This is a genomic window from Microbacterium aerolatum (assembly GCF_007988825.1).
In the GTDB taxonomy this organism is placed as follows: domain Bacteria; phylum Actinomycetota; class Actinomycetes; order Actinomycetales; family Microbacteriaceae; genus Microbacterium; species Microbacterium aerolatum.
In genome coordinates, this window is record NZ_BJUW01000019.1 from 1 (window position 1) to 18717 (window position 18717).

At 69.4% G+C, this 18717-nt stretch carries 17 protein-coding genes; 5 read left to right on the plus strand and 12 right to left on the minus strand.

Features of this window, described 5'->3' with window-relative positions; all coding sequences use genetic code 11:
- Positions 1–680 (minus strand): pyrroline-5-carboxylate reductase family protein (locus MAE01_RS14705; RefSeq protein WP_147040653.1); only part of this gene is annotated, 680 nt, incomplete at its 3' end.
- 79 nt (positions 681–759) lie between these two features.
- Here MAE01_RS14705 and MAE01_RS14710 point away from each other — a divergent pair.
- Positions 760–1071 (plus strand): cation diffusion facilitator family transporter, encoded by a 312-nt coding sequence (locus MAE01_RS14710; RefSeq protein ID WP_147040655.1) that lies wholly within the window; start codon positions 760–762, stop codon positions 1069–1071.
- A gap of 13 nt (positions 1072–1084) precedes the next feature.
- Here MAE01_RS14710 and tadA read toward each other — a convergent pair whose 3' ends face one another.
- Positions 1085–1540: a tRNA adenosine(34) deaminase TadA gene (gene tadA / locus MAE01_RS14715; RefSeq protein ID WP_229718079.1), complete on the minus strand. Its 456-nt coding sequence runs from the start codon at positions 1538–1540 to the stop codon at positions 1085–1087.
- Positions 1541–1582: 42 nt separating this feature from the next.
- Here tadA and upp point away from each other — a divergent pair, with 42 nt between their 5' ends.
- Positions 1583–2215, plus strand: a complete 633-nt coding sequence (gene upp / locus MAE01_RS14720) for a uracil phosphoribosyltransferase (RefSeq protein WP_147040657.1) — start codon at positions 1583–1585, stop codon at positions 2213–2215.
- 16 nt (positions 2216–2231) lie between these two features.
- Here the strand turns inward: upp and MAE01_RS14725 are convergent, their stop codons facing one another.
- From MAE01_RS14725 to MAE01_RS14755, 7 genes are all read right to left on the minus strand, one after another.
- A complete protein-coding gene (locus MAE01_RS14725) occupies positions 2232–2600 on the minus strand; it encodes a VOC family protein (RefSeq protein ID WP_147040659.1) in 369 nt (122 codons plus the stop codon).
- A gap of 51 nt (positions 2601–2651) precedes the next feature.
- Positions 2652–6119, minus strand: a complete 3468-nt coding sequence (locus MAE01_RS14730; RefSeq protein ID WP_147040661.1) for a TM0106 family RecB-like putative nuclease — start codon at positions 6117–6119, stop codon at positions 2652–2654.
- Between the two features lie 70 nt (positions 6120–6189).
- Positions 6190–7008 carry an NAD(+) synthase gene (gene nadE, locus MAE01_RS14735; protein ID WP_147040663.1) on the minus strand — a complete coding sequence of 273 codons (819 nt, stop codon included), beginning with the start codon at positions 7006–7008 and terminating at the stop codon, positions 6190–6192.
- 269 nt (positions 7009–7277) lie between these two features.
- A complete protein-coding gene (locus MAE01_RS14740; RefSeq protein ID WP_147040665.1) occupies positions 7278–10262 on the minus strand; it encodes an AAA family ATPase in 2985 nt (994 codons plus the stop codon).
- Complete coding sequence (locus MAE01_RS14745) at positions 10262–11416, minus strand: exonuclease SbcCD subunit D (RefSeq protein ID WP_147040666.1); 1155 nt, start codon at positions 11414–11416, stop codon at positions 10262–10264. The genes MAE01_RS14740 and MAE01_RS14745 overlap by 1 nt, the downstream gene beginning before the upstream one ends.
- Before the next feature lie 70 nt (positions 11417–11486).
- Complete coding sequence (locus MAE01_RS14750) at positions 11487–12938, minus strand: MFS transporter (RefSeq protein ID WP_147040668.1); 1452 nt, start codon at positions 12936–12938, stop codon at positions 11487–11489.
- Positions 12939–13082: 144 nt separating this feature from the next.
- Positions 13083–13391 carry a GNAT family N-acetyltransferase gene (locus MAE01_RS14755; protein WP_147040670.1) on the minus strand — a complete coding sequence of 103 codons (309 nt, stop codon included), beginning with the start codon at positions 13389–13391 and terminating at the stop codon, positions 13083–13085.
- A 328-nt stretch (positions 13392–13719) separates the two neighbouring features.
- Between MAE01_RS14755 and MAE01_RS14760 the strand changes: the two genes are divergently transcribed.
- The 3 genes from MAE01_RS14760 (at position 13720) to MAE01_RS14770 (ending at position 15830) form a co-directional block, all read left to right on the plus strand.
- On the plus strand, positions 13720–14442 hold the full coding sequence (locus tag MAE01_RS14760) for a winged helix-turn-helix domain-containing protein (RefSeq protein ID WP_147040672.1): 723 nt from the start codon (positions 13720–13722) through the stop codon (positions 14440–14442).
- Between the two features lie 163 nt (positions 14443–14605).
- Positions 14606–15586 (plus strand): DNA-3-methyladenine glycosylase family protein, encoded by a 981-nt coding sequence (locus tag MAE01_RS14765; protein WP_147040674.1) that lies wholly within the window; start codon positions 14606–14608, stop codon positions 15584–15586.
- 34 nt (positions 15587–15620) lie between these two features.
- The gene (locus tag MAE01_RS14770) at positions 15621–15830 is read left to right on the plus strand and encodes a hypothetical protein (protein ID WP_147040676.1); all 210 of its coding nucleotides are present in this window, start codon (positions 15621–15623) and stop codon (positions 15828–15830) included.
- Positions 15831–15933: 103 nt separating this feature from the next.
- Here MAE01_RS14770 and MAE01_RS14775 read toward each other — a convergent pair whose 3' ends face one another.
- Genes MAE01_RS14775 through MAE01_RS14785 form a run of 3 tightly spaced genes read right to left on the minus strand, consistent with a single transcriptional unit; the run spans position 15934 to position 18705 of the window.
- Positions 15934–16689: an iron ABC transporter ATP-binding protein gene (locus MAE01_RS14775; protein ID WP_147040678.1), complete on the minus strand. Its 756-nt coding sequence runs from the start codon at positions 16687–16689 to the stop codon at positions 15934–15936.
- The gene (locus tag MAE01_RS14780; protein ID WP_186806263.1) at positions 16686–17726 is read right to left on the minus strand and encodes an iron chelate uptake ABC transporter family permease subunit; all 1041 of its coding nucleotides are present in this window, start codon (positions 17724–17726) and stop codon (positions 16686–16688) included. The genes MAE01_RS14775 and MAE01_RS14780 overlap by 4 nt, the downstream gene beginning before the upstream one ends.
- Positions 17719–18705 (minus strand): ABC transporter permease, encoded by a 987-nt coding sequence (locus MAE01_RS14785; protein ID WP_147040679.1) that lies wholly within the window; start codon positions 18703–18705, stop codon positions 17719–17721. Before MAE01_RS14785 ends, MAE01_RS14780 begins: the two co-directional genes overlap by 8 nt.
- Positions 18706–18717: the final 12 nt, after the last annotated feature.

The following is an 18717-nucleotide window of genomic DNA, read 5'->3' on the forward strand; positions in this document are numbered from 1 at the left end:
GACGCCACCAGCAGCGCGGTCGCGCCGATGAATGTCTGCTCGGCCATGAGCCGGGCATCCGCCTCGTCGAACCCCTTGCCGATGGCGGCCTTGGTGAGTTCCTCAATGAGCAGGAACACATACGCCGGACCGGATCCGGAGATCGTGGAGAGCGCGTCGATCTTCTCCTCCGGCACCTCCAGCACGGCGCCGACGAGCTCGAAGAGCTGCCGCACGAGCGCCAGGTCGTCGGCCGTCGCAGCGGCGCCCGCAGCCAGGCCCGTGACGGCCTTCCCGACCGTGGCGGGAGTGTTCGGCATCGAGCGGATGACACGAACGCCGTCTCCGAGCCCCTCGGCGAAAGTCGCGAGCGTGACGCCGGCGGCGAGGCTCACGACGATTGCATCCTCACGCAGCGACGGAGCGATCTCGCGGAGCAGGTCGGGAACCATGGCCGGCTTGACGCCGACGAGGATGATGCGGGCGGATGCCGCGGCATCCGTGTTCCCGCTGGGGGTGTCCTCCAGGGCGATCGCGGTGACGCCCTCGAGGCCGTCGAGGCTCGCGGCCTTCTGGGCTGTGCGGTTGGTGGCGACGATGCCGCCGTCGACATGGATGCCGGAGGCGACAACACCATGCAGGATGGCGCCTCCCATGGATCCGGCGCCGAGGAATGCGAGGGACGGAAGCGATTCAGCCATGCGGCAATCCTATGCGCGGCATCCGAAAGCGCCGAGGATGCCTCCTGCAGATCACAGCCGCCGGAACTAGACTCGCGGCATGAGCGGATCTGCCAGCAAACACGACCTCGACCTGATCATGGATGCCGTCCTCGGCTGCTCTGACGTCGAGAAGCTCATCAGCCTCAAGACGTTCCAGATCGCAGACGACGAGCTGCTCGTCGCCGTGAAGATCGCCCTCCCGGCGGAGAAGACGGTGCGCGACGTCGCGGACGTCATCGGCGAGATCGACGGGCAGATCCGCAAGACGGTGCCGGCCGCGCGCGCGATCTACATCCAGCCGGACATCTACCGCCCGTCGCTCGATCCCGAGCCCTCGACGGACGTGTTCGTGCTGAAGTCCGAGGACTGACGCCGCAACGGACTCAGCGCCGCTGCTCGAAGAAGGCGCGGAGCAGGGCGGTCGCGGCATCCTCCGCCACTCCCCCGACGACCTCGGCGCGGTAGGGCAGCCGGCGGTCGCGCAGCACGTCGTACATGGAGCCTGCCGCGCCCGCTTTCTCGTCCCATGCGCCGAAGACGACGCGCCCGATGCGCGCCTGCAGGATCGCGCCGGCGCACATGACGCAGGGCTCCAGCGTGACGACGAGGGTGTGCCCTTCGAGATTCCATGAGCCGATGGATGCCGCGGCCCTCCGCAGCGCGACGACCTCGGCGTGGCCGGTGGGGTCGTGGGTCTCCTCGCGAGTGTTGCGCCCCTCGGAGACGATGGCGCCGGAGGCGTCGAGGACGACGGCACCGACCGGGACCTCCCCCGCCGCAGCCGCTTCCTCGGCGAGGGCGAGTGCGCGGAGCATCCCGTCGCTGTCTGCCTGGCGCATGTTCCGAGCGTATCCGGACGCGCGGCGCATTACCCTATGTGTATGCGTGTTCACGTCGCCGACCACCCTCTCATCACTCACAAGCTCACGGTTCTGCGCGACGAGCGCACCCCGTCGCCGGTCTTCCGTCAGCTGACAGAAGAGCTCGTGACGCTGCTCGCCTACGAGGCGACGCGGAACGTCAAGGTCTCGCCGGTCGAGATCCAGACGCCGGTCACCAAGACCATGGGCGTGAAGATCTCCGAGCCGCGCCCCATCGTCGTCCCGATCCTGCGCGCAGGTCTTGGCATGCTCGAGGGTCTCGTCAAGCTGCTACCGACCGCTGAGGTGGGCTTCCTCGGCATGGTCCGCGACGAGACGACCTTCGAGCCGACCACCTACGCCGAGCGCCTCCCCGACGACCTCAGCGATCGCCAGTGCTTCGCGATCGATCCGATGCTGGCGACCGGTGGCTCGCTCGCGGCGGCGATCCAGTTCTTCTTCGACCGCGGCGCGAAGGATGTCACCGCGATCTGCCTGCTCGGCACCCCTGAGGGGCTTGAGGCGATCGAGAAGCTCGTGGGCGACCGTGATGTGACGATCGTGCTCGGCGCTCTGGACGAGGGCCTCGACGAGAACCGTTACATCGTGCCCGGTCTCGGCGACGCGGGCGACCGCCTCTACGGCACCGTCTGACCCGGGCCCTGCGCGGCTACTGCCGCGCCCAGACCCCGAGCTCGTTCCCGCTCGGATCGGCGAAGTGCAACCGCCGCCCGCCGGGGAAGGGATACGCCTCCTGGACGATCGTGCCGCCGGCGCGGACGATCGCCTGAGCGGTCGCGTCGAGGTCGTCGGAGTACAGCAGTACGAGTGGGCCGCCTGAGGGGCGACGCTCCGGCGAGACCAGCAGCCCGCCGACCTCTTCTCCGCCGCCGTCGGGAGACGCGATGCCGGCGTAATCCGGCCCATAATCCACGAAGTCCCAGCCGAAAGCCGCCTCATAGAACGCGATCGCCGCGGCCAGATCCGTCACGGTGAGTTCGGTGTAGTTGAGCGTGTGGTGCTGGGGTTCCGGTGCCATGGGCGACACGGTAGCAGCGGGGTCGGACATCACTCCTCCCCTCGGGCGGCGTCAGTCGCGGTCGGCACCGACCAGACGTGCGAAGGCGCTCATGCGCGCCACTCCCTCCGGTGTGCGCGGCAGGTCGTCGAGCAGCGCCGGCGAGTAGATCAGGTATGCGGCGACCTGCGCACGAGAGATCGCCACGTTGAGCCGGTTCTGCAGCAGCAGGAACTCCGGCCCGCGCGGCGCATCGCGTCCACTGGATGCCGCGAGCGTGGTGATCGACACCGCCGCCTCCTTGCCCTGGAAGTTGTCGACGGTTCCGACCGGCACTCCGCCGAATCCCGCCGCGGTGAGCGCATCATGGACGAGCTGCTTCTGGGCGTTGTACGGCGCGACCACGATGATGTCCGACTCGACAAGCGGACGCGGCACCTGGCCGGGCTCGGTGAACTCACGCCCGATCAGGTCGCGCACGAGCCGTACGACCTCGGCGGCCTCCTCCGGCGACTGCGTCGCGTTGCCCCGGTGACGGAGCGGGACGACGTGGAGCCCGGCCTCGACGCCGTCGATCGCGCGGTGCTCGGTGCCGGATGCCGAGGCGAGCTGCCCCGCGTACGCCAACCGCGACACCGGGCTCGCGACCGCCGGGTGCATGCGCCAGCTGCGATCCAGGAAGTAGCCGTACTCGGGCCGGACGACGGCGTCGCCGTCCATCACCCAGCCGAGCGCCGAGGTGTCGACCGGTTCGGGGTGCGCGCCCTGACTGACCTGCGGCAGCTGCTGGGGATCGCCGAGCAGCAGGAGTCGCTGCGCCCCTGCCGCGACGGCGATCGTCGAAGCGAGCGAGAACTGCCCTGCCTCGTCGATGACGATGAGGTCGAGTCCGCCGCGCTCGACGCGTGCGGTGTTGCTGAAGTCCCATGCCGTGCCGCCGACGACCACGCCCTGCCCATCGCGCTCGGAGAGGAACGAGGCCATCCCCGTCTTCGGGATCGGGGTGTAGCTCGGTTCGCTCCCCTTCTCCTTGGGAGACTTCGCGACCTGCCCCGCGGGGACTCCGGCGGCGATGACGCGCTCCAGCAGGGTCTCGATGATCGCGTGCGACTGCGCCACGACGCCGACGCGGAACCCGTACTCGTTCACGAGCCGCGCGATGACGTGCGATCCGGTGTACGTCTTGCCCGTGCCCGGAGGGCCCTGGACTGCGAGGTAACTGCGGTCGAGGTCTCGCACGGCACGGACGATCGCATCGATCACGTCGCCGTCCGCGGGCGGCAGCCCGCAGCCGGAGACCGTGCGCGGCGGCAGCCGGCGCAGGATGTCGGTGGCGGCATCCGCCGGGAACGCCGGAGCGGCGTCGTGCACGGCATCCGCCCACTCATCGATCGCGCCCTGCAGGGAAACGACCCGCGGCGGGGCGGGCGGGGTGAGGGCGAGCGGGAACTCGTCCCAGGTCTGCCCGCCCACCGCGTTCTCGGCGATGACGTAGCCGTCGTCGAGCACCTCGACGATCGTCACCGTGCGCGGCACGTGCACCGCCCGCGACGGTGCTTCGACGTCGAACGGCGCGGGGAACGGGTACAGCGCGAACGGACTGGCGCCCTCGCCGAGCGTCGTCCCCGGTGAGATCTCGCCGCGGATCTCGATCTCGCGCGATGTGACTCTGCGGCCCTCTTCCACGCTCCAGTCGCGGCGCAGCACGGACGTGGCCGCATCCACTCGCACGACATCGCGCGTCTGATCCCACATCGAGACGGGTTCGCGCAGCCGCTGGAAGTGCCCGACCCAGAAGCTCTTCGCCTCTCGCGGGTAGTAGTCGATAGCCGCAGCCGCGACCCGGTGCGCCTCTCCGTCGCCGCCTGCCGTCACGTCGCGCTCGGCGTCGGCGAGCAGCGCCACGGAACGCGGAGACGGCTCGTAGATGAGCTCATCGGGCTGGTCGGGCGGCGCAGGGTTGACGCCCTTCGCCTTCGCGATCTCGATCAGCCAGTTGCGCAGTCGCCGCGTCGAGACGCAGTCGTAGCGGTTGTAGTCGGCGAGGTCGGCCAGCACGGCATCCGCCTCTGCGGTCTCGCCGGCGGCCGCGAGCTGGCGGGCGGCGACGTACTGCACGATCGAGTCGTCGCCCTTCTGCACGTCGCTCGTGCGCACCTCTTCGCCCATGTAGAGCGGCTCGAGCTTCTTGATCGAGTACGAGCGCGAGCCGACCCGCACGGTGCGCAGCACGAGCGGATACAGATCGACGAACACTCCTTCGCGCAACAGCCTGTCGACCTCGGCCTCGCGGACGCCGTGCCGCGACGCCATCGCCACCAGGTGCGAGGTCTCGTACGGCGCGTAGTGGTAGATGTGCATGTCGGGATGCGCCGTCCGACGCGCGTTCACGAAGTCGAGGAACAGCTCGAGCGCGCGCTTCTCGTCGGCGAACGTGTGCGCCCACAGCGGGGTGTACTGGTCGTCGTTGTCGACCCAGCCGAACAGGTAGTCGATGCCCCACTGCGCGTGACCTTCGGGCGCGGGCTCGGTGTAGAGCGGGTCGCCCTCGAAGTCGAAGAAGATGTCGCCGCGGCTCGGGCGCGGGAGCGTGTGGATCGCCTCGGGGTGGTACACGTCATAGGTCGGCTCGTCGTCGGAATCTGCACGCAGCTGCAGCCGCGCCTGTGCCCGCAGCGACTCGAACGTGTCGACGTTCATTCCGGCGGGGGCGCCGGCGGCCGCGGCGAGCGCGTCGATCGTCTCGATGCCGGCGTCGCGCAGGCGGGTGCGCTGCACCGGCCGCATGCGCGCGACCATGAGCAGGTCGCGCGCGGCATCCACCTGTTCGGTGCAGGTCGCACACCGGCCGCACGCGACGAGTCCGATATCGCCGCGCTCGTCGCCCCAGGCGAGCGGAGCGCCGGCCGGGCCGGACGTGACATCGCGATCGGCGATCAGGTTGCGCAGGCGTGCGCGGCGCACGTGGAACAGCGGGAGGAGGTCGTCGGCACGGTGCGTGCTGACGGAGCCGTCGCCGAGGATGAGGTCGACTTCGTCGGATCTCGGGATGCCGAGCCCGTCGAGCTGGTCGACATATGCCGCGAGCTGCATGAGCGCGGTTACGCGGGCGGTTCGAGCGAGCTTGGAGTCCTGCACGCGCCAGCGGCCGTCGTCTTCGCGCAGCAGGAAGTCGGCGAAGCCGACGAACTCATCGGTCGCGAACGCGGCCTGGAAAAGCAGCCGGGCGTCGGATCGCAGCGCCTGCTGGGTCTCGGCAACCACCGCGGCGAGGGCGTCGGCATCGGCTGAACTCGCCCGCACGACCTCGTGCACGGCGTCCGTCCCGAAGCGCTCGCGATACGCCGCGAGGACCTTCGCCTCGTGCACGTCACCGAGCCGTGCGGCGCGCTCGAGGGTGGCATCCGGCGGGTCTTCCACGGCCGGGACGCGGCCGAGCTTCGCGTCGATCGCCCGAGCCCAGGCGAACTCGCATTCGGCGGCCGCCTTCAGGTCGCTGGCGCTCCAGATGACGCGCTGCGCCTGAGTGTCGATCCGCATGTTTCGAGCGTAGCCGGGGGCTCGGACAGTACTGGCCGGAGGCCGACTTCGACTCGGGGACCGCCTTCGCTCAGCGCCACCAGTCGTCGTCGGGGGCGACCGGCAGGTGGCGCTTGTGCTCGGAGGCGATGTACCTCTGCTCGATGCGGGCGGCGGCGTCGGCATCCACCGGCTTGCCCTCGAGATAGTCGTCGATCTGCTCGTACGCGATCCCGAGCTCGTCCTCGTCGGAGCGTCCTGGCTGGTCGTCGAGAAGGTCGGCGGTCGGGACCTTCATCCACAGGCGATCCGGCGCGCGCAGCGCGCGCAGCAGCTGCTTGCCCTGGCGCTTGGTGAGCCCTGCGAGCGGCAGGATGTCGGCGGCTCCGTCGCCGAACTTCGTGTAGAAACCGGTGACGGCCTCGGCGGCGTGGTCGGTACCGATGACGAGGTGCCCGTCGTGACCTGCGAGCGCGTACTGCGTGACCATGCGGATGCGCGCCTTGATGTTGCCGCGGTTGAAATCCGAGATGGATGCTCCGGCGGCCTGTTCGATGTCCTTCTCGACGCCCTCCACGCCGTTCTGGATGTTGACCTCGACGACCCGGTCGGCGGCGACGAACTCGAGAGCGGCTTTCGCGTCATCCGCGTCGTGCTGCACGCGGTACGGCAGGCGGACGCCGATGAAGTCGACCGCTCCGCCACGCTCGCGCACGCGCTCGACGGCGAGCTGGGCGAGGCGTCCGGCGAGGGTGGAATCCTGGCCGCCCGAGATGCCGAGCACGAACCCCTTCGCGCGGCTCTTCTCGAGGTAGTCGACGAGGAACGTCACGCGACGTTCGATCTCTGCGGCCGGGTCGATCTCGGACTTCACACCGAGCGTCTGTGCGATCTCCTGCTGAAGTGTCATGCCTCCAGTATCGTCCCGTAACTGTTACGCCGGTATGACGCCGGGAACCGGCAGTCCGTTCGGTGGAGGCCGGCTTCGACTCGCTGCGCTCGCTCAGCCCGTTTCGGCTGCGGCGCTGCGCGCCTCCGCTCAACGACCCGCGATGGAAGCGGCACCCGGAGAGTTTGCGGGGCGTTGAGCGAGCGAAGGGAGACGAAACGGGGTGAGCGAGGAGCGAAGCGACGAGTCGAAGCCTCCGCAGCAGCCGCGCAACGCCGGAGTCGAAACCGTCAGGCCCGGATCCGACTCGGCCCCGCCGGCGTCTGCTCGACCACGAGCTGTGCGGGGATCTGCTCCTGCATCGACTCGACGTGGCTGATGACGCCGACCGTGCGGCCGCCAGAGCGCAGCTCGTCGAGCGTGCGCATGGCGACTTCGAGGGTGTCGGCGTCGAGCGAGCCGAAGCCCTCGTCGATGAAGAGCGTGTCGAGCTGGATGCCGCCCGCGCGAGCCGTGACGACCTCGGCGAGCCCGAGCGCCAGGGCGAGAGAGCTGAGGAAGGTCTCGCCGCCCGACAGCGACTGTGCGGGACGCGTCTGCCCCGTGAATGCGTCGAACACGACGATGCCGAGGCCGGATGCCGCCCCCCGCGACGCCAGCGCGTCGGAGTGCCGAAGTTGATAGCGCCCCGTCGACATGTCGCTGAGGCGACGGTTCGCTGCTTCGACGATCTCCTCGAGCTCCGCCGCCAGCACGAACGTCTCGAGGGTCATCTTGTGGGTGTTGCCTGCACGACCGGCGATGGTGTCAGCGAGCGCCCGGAGGACTTCGTGCTCAGCCTGCTGCTCTGCGCTGCGCGCGTGCTCGGATGCCGCGGATTCGATCAGGCTCGCGAGCTGCTCTGCGGTGGATTTTGCGCGGCCGGCGACATCCAATGCCGCCTTCCAGGCCGCACGCGCCTCGGCGGCCGCCGTCTCGGCAGGAGCGAGATCGATCGGCTCCTCAGGCAGGGTGCGCAGTTCGAGATCGAGGAGTGTGGAACGCTCCTTCTCCCGCTGCACGGCGTGGGCACTGATGCGCGATTCGAGCGCTTCCTGCTCGGCCGATGGGCGCATCGCCTCGCGCGCCGCCGCGACATCATCGAAGTCGGATGCCGCCAGCGCCGCATCCTGCTCGTCCTTCGCCGCGGCGTACGAGGTCTCGCTGCGCGCGCGCTCGGCGAGCGCGGCCGCGAATGCGCGAGCGACCGCGGCGCGCCCGACGACCTCTGCGATCCGCTGCGCGACCGTCTCGAACGTGCCTCTGGCCTCACTGATCTGGGCGGCCGCCTGCTGCTCCCGCTGCGTGGCGAGCGCCAGCGTCTCACGTGCTGCCGCCAGCATTGCCTCCGATTCCGCACGCTTCTCGGCAAGAGCGGCGATGGCTTCGCTGACCTGTCCGACCTGTGTCTCGAGGGCGGTGAGTTCGGAGGATGCCGCGGCAGCGTCGGCGTGCGCGCGCACGGCGGCGGCGAGCTCCTCCTCCGAGATCTCGGCCGTCCGGCCGTCCGCCACGGCCGCCGCAGCAGCCCGCTCGGCCTGCACGTTCGCCACTCGCTCCTGTGCCGCACGCTCGGCGAGCTGCGCGGCGTCGCGCACGGCCTCGGCATCGTCGATGTCGTCGGCCGACACCGGATCGCTGTGCTCGGCGGGCGCCGGGTGGTCGGTCGATCCGCACACGGCGCACGGCTGCCCGGTGACCAGGGCGGTCGCGAGCTCGCCGGCGAAACCGTCCAGACGGCGCTTGCGCAGCTGTGCGAGCGCGGTCTGCGCCTCGGCGAGCGTCGCGCTCGCATCGACGAGGCCGCGTTCCGCAGTGGCGAGCTCATCGTCGATCTTCGCGACGGCGACGGCGGCGTCGCGGCGGGACGTCGCCGCGACGAGAGCGCGTGCGAGGTCGTCGCCGCGATCGGCGTTCCGTCGGGCGTCATCCCGCTCGGCTATGAGCGCGTTCAGACGGTTCGGCAGTTCCGCGCGCTCGGCCTCGCCCGCATCGACGAGAGCGGATGCCGCCTCCACCTGCCCTCGCGCGTCTTCGACCTCTGCCCGCAGCCCGGACAGTCCCCTCTCCAGCTCCGCAGCACGCTCCCAGGCGCCGGCGTCGCGGGTGCGCGCGACGGCCCACGCCTCGAGCGCCTCGGTGGACAGCTCGTCGAGTTCGACACCCGTCGCGTCCCAGTCGGCGCGTGCGGCGGCCTCGGCCGTCACGGACGCATCGCGCACCTGCTCAGCGCGCGCCGTCGCCCCGAGGCTCGCGCGCAGCGCCTCGGCGGCACGCGCCCGCTGCAGGGTTGCCCTGGCCGCGTCGATCTCGGGCTGTTCGGCGTCCAGCTGTGCCATCGCGGCGCGCGCCCGGTCGCGCTCCTGCTGCGCCTTCCGCTCTTCTCTGAGGCCCGTCAGCGCGGCTTCGGCTGCGGCCAGGAGGTTCTCGGCATCGTCTCGCTCTGCCCCGCGACGCTCGACCCGGTACTCGGCGCGGGTGAGGGCCGCTCGCAACGCGTCGATGCGGTCCTGCGTCGAGGCGGTGGTCGGCTCGTCGCCGTGCTCGCCCCACAGTTCGGCGGCGGTCACGACGCGCTCCGCCTCGTCGAGCCGCGCGTCGACGGTGGCGTGGACGCCGGTGAGCGCGTTCTCGGAGGCGCGGCGGCGTTCATCGAACCGTGCCTGCACGTCTTCGAATCGCTCGGTGCTGAACAGCCGACGCAGCAGCACCTGCCGCTCCTTGCTGTCGGCGAGCAGGAATCGCGCGAACCGGTTCTGGGCGAGCAGGATCACCTGCAGGAATTGCTCTTTGCTCAGCTGCAGGATCTCGTCGAGCTCGTCGGCGACCCGCTTCTCCTTGGCCGCGAGCGTGACCCAGTCGACGCCCGGCGCGTCGAGGGTGTCCAGCTGCACGCCCGAGGCTTGCTTCGTCAGCCCTCCGCCGCGTTTGGCCGGGCGCAGGTACTCCGGCGAGCGCGTCACCCGGTATCGCCCGGAGCCGGTGCTGAACTCGACGACGACCTCGCTGCGGTCATCGGGCTCGCAGTGGTCGCTTCGCAGTCGCTTCTCACCGCCCTCGTACCGCGGCACAGAGCCGTACAGGGCGAAGCAGACGGCATCCAGGATGCTGGACTTGCCGGTGCCGGTGCGCCCGGCGATCAGGAAGATGCCGTCTTCGGCGAACCGATCGAAGTCGACGGTCTGCCGGTCGAGGAACGGACCGAACCCCTCGATCTCGAGACGGTGAAGGCGCACTAGACGAGCGCCTCGGCGACCACGCGCTCGTCGAGCACCTCGCGAATCAGTTCGCTCTCGCGCTCACTCGGCCCCTGACCCGCCCGGACGTGCTCGAGGAACGCCTCGATGCGCTCGGTGTCGGTCACAGCGGACTTCAGCCGGGCTGCGTACGAACGCTCCTCGCTCTCGGCGGTCAGGGTCGGCGCGTGCTGCACCATCGCACAGTGCGGGAGGCGTTCCTTGAGCCGGCGCATCGGCTCGGCCTGCGGCAGCGCATCGGTGTACACGGCGCACACCCAGTCGTCGGCGTGTGCTGCGACGTTCGCGGCTGCGAGGATCTCATCGAGAGTGCCCGTGAGCGTCACGAGTCGACGCGGCACCGGCAGCGCCAGCCACTCGACGTTCGCTAGCCCCGACGCATCGAGGTCGACGAGCCAGGAGCCGCGCTCCTTGTGCTGCTCGCCGAAGCTGTAGTGCAGCGGAGCGCCCGCGTAACGCACGCGCTCGCTGATGTTCTGCCGGCCGTGGATGTGCCCGAGGGCCACGTAGTCTGGCCCGTCGAACACCTCGAGCGGCACGACGTCGAGGCCGCCCTGGCGCACCTCGCGCTCGAGCCCGACGGTGGCGTCCACGCCCGCAGCGAAGCAGTGCGCGATCGCGACCGAGCGCCCGTCGTGCGACGCCATTCCGGCGCGCACCAGGCCCATGGCGTGGGCCATGGTCTGCGCCTGCGTGCGCAGCGCCACGCCTTCCCAGTGCTGGCGGACGATGGCCGGCTCGAGGTAGGGGATGCCGTAGAAGTGCACGGGACCGTCGGCGTCGTCGACGGTGATGGGCTCGCCGATCGATAGCGGGTCGGTGACCACGTGGATGCCGTCGCGCAGGAGCCGCGCCTGGAACCCGAGCCGGGCGGCCGAATCGTGGTTGCCGCTGGTCACGATGACGCGGGCACCGGTGTCATGCAGAGCTGCGAGCGTGTCGCCGAGCAACGTATAGGCCGGACCCGCCGGGGTCGCGGAGTCGAACACGTCACCGGCGACGATGACGACGTCCACCGAATGCTCCTGCACCTGGGCGGTGAGCGCACCGAAGACGTCGGCCAGCGCATCCATGGTCGAGTTGCCATGGAAGGTGCGGCCGATGTGCCAGTCGGAGGTGTGCAGGATTCGCATATTCACACCGTACGGACGCCCACCGACATTGCCTCCGAGGCGTGCCGCAGCACGCCTCGGAGAGCAAAGTTCAGTGCGCCAGGACCGGCGTCTCCGGCTCCGTCGAGCCCTGCGGCAGCAGGTCTTCCTTGCGTCCGCGCACCATCGTGATCGCGATCACGGAGGCGATCAGCATCCCGATCGCGGCGGCGATGAAGGTGGCGCTGTATCCGTTCGCCAGCACGTCGAGCGAGACGCTGCCCTGGGCGTGCGCCCCGACGACCGCCGCGTACACGGCGGTGAACACGGACAGGCCGATCGAGCCGCCGATCTGCATCGCCGAGTTCGTCACGGCCGAGGCGACACCGGCGTCGTGCGGCTTAACGCCGGTGAGCGCCACGTTCTGCAGCGGGATGAAGACGAAAGCCATGCCGAAGCCCATCACCAGCAGCGCGGGGGCGACCTGTACGAAGTAGTTGCCGCCCGGCGTGATGAGCGACATGTAGAACAGGCCCGCTGCGACGACGAGGGGGCCGCCGATCAGCATCGGACGCGGGCCGATCGAGCCGAGCAGCTTGGTCGCCAGCGGAGCGAGCAGCATGGTGCCCAGCGGCAGCGGAAGGCTCGCGATGCCCGATTCCAGAGCGCCCTGGCCGAGCACGATCTGCAGGTGGAAGGTGAGGTAGAGCGTGGCGCCGATCATGACGCTGCCAGCGACGGCCTGGATGAGGAACGCCCCGGCGCGGACCCGGTGGGTGACCACGCGCAGCGGCAGCAGGGGGTTCTCGACCTTCGTCTCGACCCACACGAAGACGGCCAGCAGGATGACGCCGAGGGCGAGGAACCCGACGGTGAGCGGGTTGCCCCAGCCGGTCTCGGCGAGGCTGAAGCCGTAGACGAGCGAGCCGAGTCCGAGGGTCACGAGCAGTGCGCCCCACATGTCGTAGCGGTTGTCGCCGCCCGCCTTGCTCTCGGTGAGGAACAGCGCGCCGCCGATCAGGCCGATCGCCACGAAGAAGAGGTTGACCAGCAGGCACCAGCGCCAGTCGAAGAACTCGGTCAGGAAGCCGCCGAGCACGAGGCCGACGGCGGCGCCCGCACCCGCGACCGTGCCGAACACGGCGAAGGCGGTGTTGCGCTCCTTGCCGGAGGGGAACAGCGTCGTCAGCAGCGCGAGCGCGGCAGGCGCCAGCATGGCGGCGAAGATGCCCTGCAGGCCGCGGCCCAGGATGAGCTCCCAGCCGGCGGTGGCGATGCCGGCATAGAGCGAGGCGAGGCCGAAGCCGATCATGCCGACCATGAAGGTGCGCTTGCGGCCCCAGTAGTCGGCGATGCGTCCGCCGAGCAGCAGCAGGGCGCCGAAGGCGAGAGCGTAGGCGGTGACGACCCACTGGCGCAGGTGGTCGTCCATCTCGAGGGCGACCTGCGCTTGCGGCAGGGCGATGTTGACGATGGTGCCGTCGAGGACGACGACGAGCTGCGTCAGCGAGATGACGAACAGCGCCCACCACTTGGCTTTGGGATGAGAACGCAGGGATGACATGGAAAAAACCTCCGGTGTCTGGTGAGGATGCCGGAGGTTTCAAGCCTCGGATCAGGCTCCGTTCAGAGGCTGACCGCCTCAGCGAACGGTGCTGAGCAGAGTTCCATTGTATCGGATCGATATCGGATGCCGTCGCCCGCAGCGTCAGCGACGGCGCAGCAGCCCCGCGTGTTCCGGGTTCTGCTCGAACCACTCCGCGACGTACCAGCACACCGGGTCGACCTTGCGGTCGCCGCGGCTCTCGATGTCCGCGACCGCGCCCTTGACCACGCACGCAGCGTAACCGTGGCCGCGGAAAGTCGGGATCGTGAAGGCCCTCGTGAGGGCGATCGTCTTGCCGTCGTCGCGGTAGTCCAGCGCGCTGACGAGGACTCCGTCGCGCGTGAGGGTATAGCGCGAAGCATCCTTCTCGTCAGTGACCAGGAACCCGTCGACCATCGTGGAATCCGTCATGTCCTCCACGGTAGGCCACGTCGTCACATCGGGACTCGTTTTGACACGAGGCGACATCATCAGACATAATCGCCCCCATGACCACCAACGCGCGCCCTTTGTCCGCCCAGGAGGCGAACAGGACTGCCGGGATGATGATGCCCGGCTGCGTTGGCATGTGTTGCCGAATGTGTCGCTGATCAATCAGCCACCCTGCCCAGCTCAGTCCTTCGCCATCTGCGAGGCGTGAGCCCCCGAGCACCTACCCGTGTGCTCGTTCTCGGCCCCCGGGTCATTCACGCAACACATCAGAGCCGTATCGGCTCACCCTTCCAAGGACTTCATCATCATGTCGAACATCGCACTCCTCGAGCGTCCCACTGCCCGCGCCCCGCACCTTCGCCCCGTTCCGCGGCTCGCCGAAACCGTCGCTCCGGCCGCACCTGCCGTGCCGGCCGATCTGCCCGCCACCCGCTCTCCTCGCGGCTTCGCCCTCTACGTCGGACTCGACGAGATCAAGGCCGCTGAGGCCGGTGTCAGCCTTCCGCTGCTCGTCGACGCCCTGCGCCGCACCCTGGCCGAGCTCGCTCCCGGCGCCGAGACGCACGCCACCGTCGCGCTCGCTCCTCATGGTTCCGGCGGACGCGACCTCGACGTCGTGCGCCTCGCCCTGCAGGAGCCAGGTGCGGTCGCCCGCGCCAAGGCCGCGACCGAAACCGAGGAGAAGGACGAGGATTACGGCGTCACGGTCGACATCTCGCGCAAGCGCGTGCTGATCGACGGCGAGTCCGCCGCGTTCACCTACAAGGAGTTCGAGCTGCTGCAGTACCTCGTGCTGCGCGAGGGTCGCACGATCGAGCGCTCCGAACTCGTCGACGCCCTGTGGCAGTCGCCCGACGACGAGACCCCGGGCGAGCGCACGATCGACGTGCACGTCCGTCGCCTCCGCGCCAAGCTCGGCCGCTACGAGGACATCGTGCGCACCGTGCGCGGTGTCGGCTACCGGTTCGACCGCCACGCCGACGTCGTCATCCGCTACGGACACGGCACGCCTTCGCCCGACCGCTTCTGAGTCGGATGCGGTTGCCTCTGCCGTCGGCAGGGGTCGCAAATGGTCGCCTGGAGCGCGGCGAAGCGACCATATGCGCCACCTCCCGAGGTCGGCACGCCGCGCCCCGTCACGCAGGCACGGGATGCCGCACGCCACTGTCAGCGCCCCGACGTAGGGTGTTCGCATGACCTTGACAGCGGATGCCGCGACCACAGCGCACACGCCGTCACCACGCACCGAACCGCTGCACGCGGTCTACCGCCCCGCGCATCCGCTGAACCTTTTCCGCACGGTCGGCATGCTCATCCGTGGGCCGAAGGATCCGACGATGCTCGTCGACGGAACCACGCTGTGGCGCGCGGCCCGCACCCCCGAAGGCATCGCAACGCTCGCGCTCAGGCAGAGCAGCGAAGGCGTGCACGCCACGGCCTGGGGACCTGGTGCCGACTGGGCGCTCACGCAGCTGCCTCGCCTGTGCGGCGCGGATGATGACCCCACCGGATTCGACGCGTCGTCGCTGACCGCTGCGGGGCATCCGCTGCTCGCCGACGTCGCCCGCCGCACGTCCGGCACGCGCCTGACCCGCACCGACCTAGTCTTCGACGCGCTCGCGAGCGCCACGATCGAGCAGAAGGTCACCTCCTACCAGGCGTTCGGTGCCTGGCGCGTCCTCATCACCCGGTTCGGCGAACGCGCCCCCGGCCCCACCCCGCGGCCCATGTTCGCACCACCGACGATCGACGGCTGGCACCGCATCCCGTCGTGGGCCTGGCATCGCGCCGGCGTCGAGCCGCCGCAGTCGCGTGCGATCGTCCGCGCCGCCGAACGCGGCCAGCGGATCGCCGACGCGGTCCTCGCCGCAGAGACCGGTGACGACCGGGAACGCGTGCTCACCAGCCTGCCCGGGATCGGCGCGTGGACGTCGGCGGAGACCCGCATCCGCGCGCTCGGCGACCCGGATGCCGTCAGCGTCGGCGACTACCACCTCGCCCATCAGGTCGGGTTCGCGCTGACCGGCTCGCGCGTCGACGACGACGGGATGCTGGAGCTCCTGGCCCCGTGGCGAGGTCACCGCCAGCGCGTCATCCGCCTCATCCTCGCCAGCGGAATCGCCGAGCCCCGCCGCGGTCCGCGCCTCGCTCCCGAAGACCACCGCCGCCGCTGAGCACCGGGCAGAGCCGGGCATCTAGGCTGGGGCCATGGCGGCATCCAAGAAGCAGCGCTGGACCTGGCTCGGCGGCACCGTGGTGCTCTTCATCCTCGGCGTCGTGATCGGACTGATCCTGCAGAACGTCTGGCTCGGGCTCCTGCTCGCGCTGATCGTCTCGGTCGTCTGGCTGATCGCGACCGAGTCGCGCAAGGGCGGCAACGCAGGCGTCAACGACGAGTCGCACGGCATCGAGCTGTAGCTCCGCGCCGCCGGCCTGCACTTCAGGTCGCACAGATCGCCGGTATGGCGCGCTCAGAACGGCAGAAATCGCGACCCGAACACCCGGGCCCCGGCGCGCGAGCTCAGTAGTACACGGCCAGCCGCCCGCGCGGACCGTCGACCACCTGCACCGGAGTCTCGAAGACGTCGCTGAGCACGGCATCCGTCATGATCTCGTCCGGCGTGCCGAACTGCACGACGCGGCCGTCCTTCACTGCGCAGATGTGATCGGCGTAGTGGCCGGCGAAATTGATGTCGTGCAGCACGATCACGATCGTCCGTCCGAGCTCGGCGGCGGCGCGGCGCAGGTGCTGCATCATCTGCACCGAGTGACGCATGTCGAGGTTGTTGAGCGGCTCGTCCAGCAGCACGTAGTCGGTGTCCTGCGCCAGCACCATGGCGACGTACGCGCGCTGGCGCTGCCCGCCGGAGAGCTCGTCGAGGTAGCGCCCCTCGAGCTCCGACAGCCCGAGGAAGTCGATCGCCTCGCTGATGACCCGCTCGTCCTCGACGTTCAGGCGTCCCTTCGAGTGCGGGAAGCGCCCGAACCCGACCAGCTGGCGCACGGTGAGGCGCGTGATGAAGTGGTTCTCCTGCCGCAGCACCGAGACGATCTTGGCGAGGTCCTTGGAGGGGGTGCGGACGACGTCGTACCCGCCGATCTCGATGGTGCCGGCATCCAGTCCGAGGAGCCGGCCGATCATGGTGAGCAGCGTCGACTTGCCGGCGCCGTTGGGCCCGACCAGCGCGGTCACTCCCCCGGCCGGGATCTGCAGGTCCACGGGTCCGATCGCGACCGTGTCGCTGTAGTCCTTGCGCACATCGGTGAGGTGGATCACAGCCGGCCCTTTCTGAGGATGACGATGAGGAAGAGCGTGCCGCCCACGAGCTCGATGATGATCGAGACGACACCCTGCGCGTAGAACAGGTTCTTCATGACGAAGTAGGCGCCGGCGAGGACGACGAAGCCGGTCAGCACCGCGATCGGAAAGATGTACCGGTGGTCGTATGTGTCGGCGAACTGATAGGCGAGCGTCGCCACCAGGAACCCGAGGAACGTCATCGGCCCGACCAGCGCGGTCGACACCGCCATCAGGACCGACACGAGCAGGAGCACGCGGATGAGCTCACGGCGGTGGTTCACGCCGAGCCCCGAGGTGATGTCCTTGCCGAGTGAGAGAAGGTTCAGCCGGCGGGCGTTCGCCCACAGCAGGATGCCGGCGGCGAGAGCCAGTGGGATCGCGATCGGCAGTTGATCGGGGTCGGCGTTCGAGACGCTGCCGAACATCTGCGCGGTGAGCACGTCGAACTCGCTCGGTGTCAGCAGGCGCTGCATGAACGCGGAGACCGACGCGAGGCCTCCGCCGATGATGATGCCGATGAGCAGCATGATCTGCAGGTTCGCGTAGCGCCCCGACAGCAGCCAGCCGTACAGCAGCACCGACAGACCGACCATGATCGCGATCTGCAGCACGAACTGGGCGTCGCCCTGCATCGCGACGATACCGGCGATGCCGAAGAAGTAGACCGATGCGGTCTGCACCGCCACGTAGAGCGCCTCGAACCCCATGATCGACGGGGTGATGATGCGGTTCTCGGTGACGGTCTGGAAACTCACGGTGGCGATGGCCTGACAGAACGCGACGACCGCCATCACGACGACGCTGATGCCGCGCATCTGCGCGATGCGCCAGAACCCGTCGGTGCCGACCGGCATCGGGTTGTCCCATGCGAGCAGACCGAACGCGAAGCCGACGGCGAGCACGATCAGGATGCCGAGGATGATGAAGTACTTCCGCCGCGCGGCACGCGTCGGAAGCGCACCTGCCCGGCGTTCGGCCGCGTGCGGCACGGGCTGCGCGAGAGACCTAAGCACGACGACGCTGCCTGAGCAGAAGGAGGATGAAGACGACGGCGCCGACGACTCCGAGGATCAGCGACACGGGCACCTCGAAGGGCATGATGATGGTGCGGCCGACGATGTCGCAGACCGTGACGATCGCGATGCCGAGCAGGCACACCCACGGCAGGTTGCTGCGCAGGTCGTCGCCGCGGATCATCGAGACGATGTTGGGCACGATGAGGCCGAGGAACGGCAGGTTGCCGACGATCACGGTGACGACGCCGGTCGCGACGGCGATCAGCCCCGTGCCCAGCAGCACGACTCGGTTGTAGTTGAGGCCGACGTTGGTGGAGATCTCCTCGCCGAGCCCGGCGACCGTGAACCGGTCGGCGACGATGAAGATCACGACGCCCACGATCGCGACGATCCACAGCGCCTCGTACTGTCCGCGCAGCACCGAGGTGAAGCTGCCCGCGAACCAGACGCCGAGGCTCTGCAGGGTGTCGGTCTGCAGGGCGAGGAAGGTGGAGATGGAGCCGACGACCGCGCCGAGCATGATGCCCACGATGGGGACGATGAGCGAGGAGCGCAGCGACACCCGCCGAAGGAACAGGAAGAAGACCATGGTGCCGATGAAGGCGGCGATGATCGCGCCGGTCATCTTGGGCACGATGCCCGCTGTGGGCGCGACGATCATGACGGCCAGCAGACCGAGCCCCGCCCATTCGGTGGTGCCGGTGGTGGTCGGCTCGACGAATCGGTTCTGCGTCAGCAGCTGCATGACGAGTCCCGACATCGCCATGGCGGCGCCGGCGAGCATGAGTGCGACCGTTCGCGGGATGCGCGTGATCGCGAACATCTGCGCGCCGTCGTCGGCGCCGAAGATGTCGTAGACGCCGACGAACAGCGAGGCGATCAGCAGGAGCACCGTGACGACGATCCCGATGATCAGCGCGGGGTCGAACAGTCGCCCCCGCGTGCGCGGCGGTGCTGTCGGGATCGTGCGTGTCATCTCAATTCATTC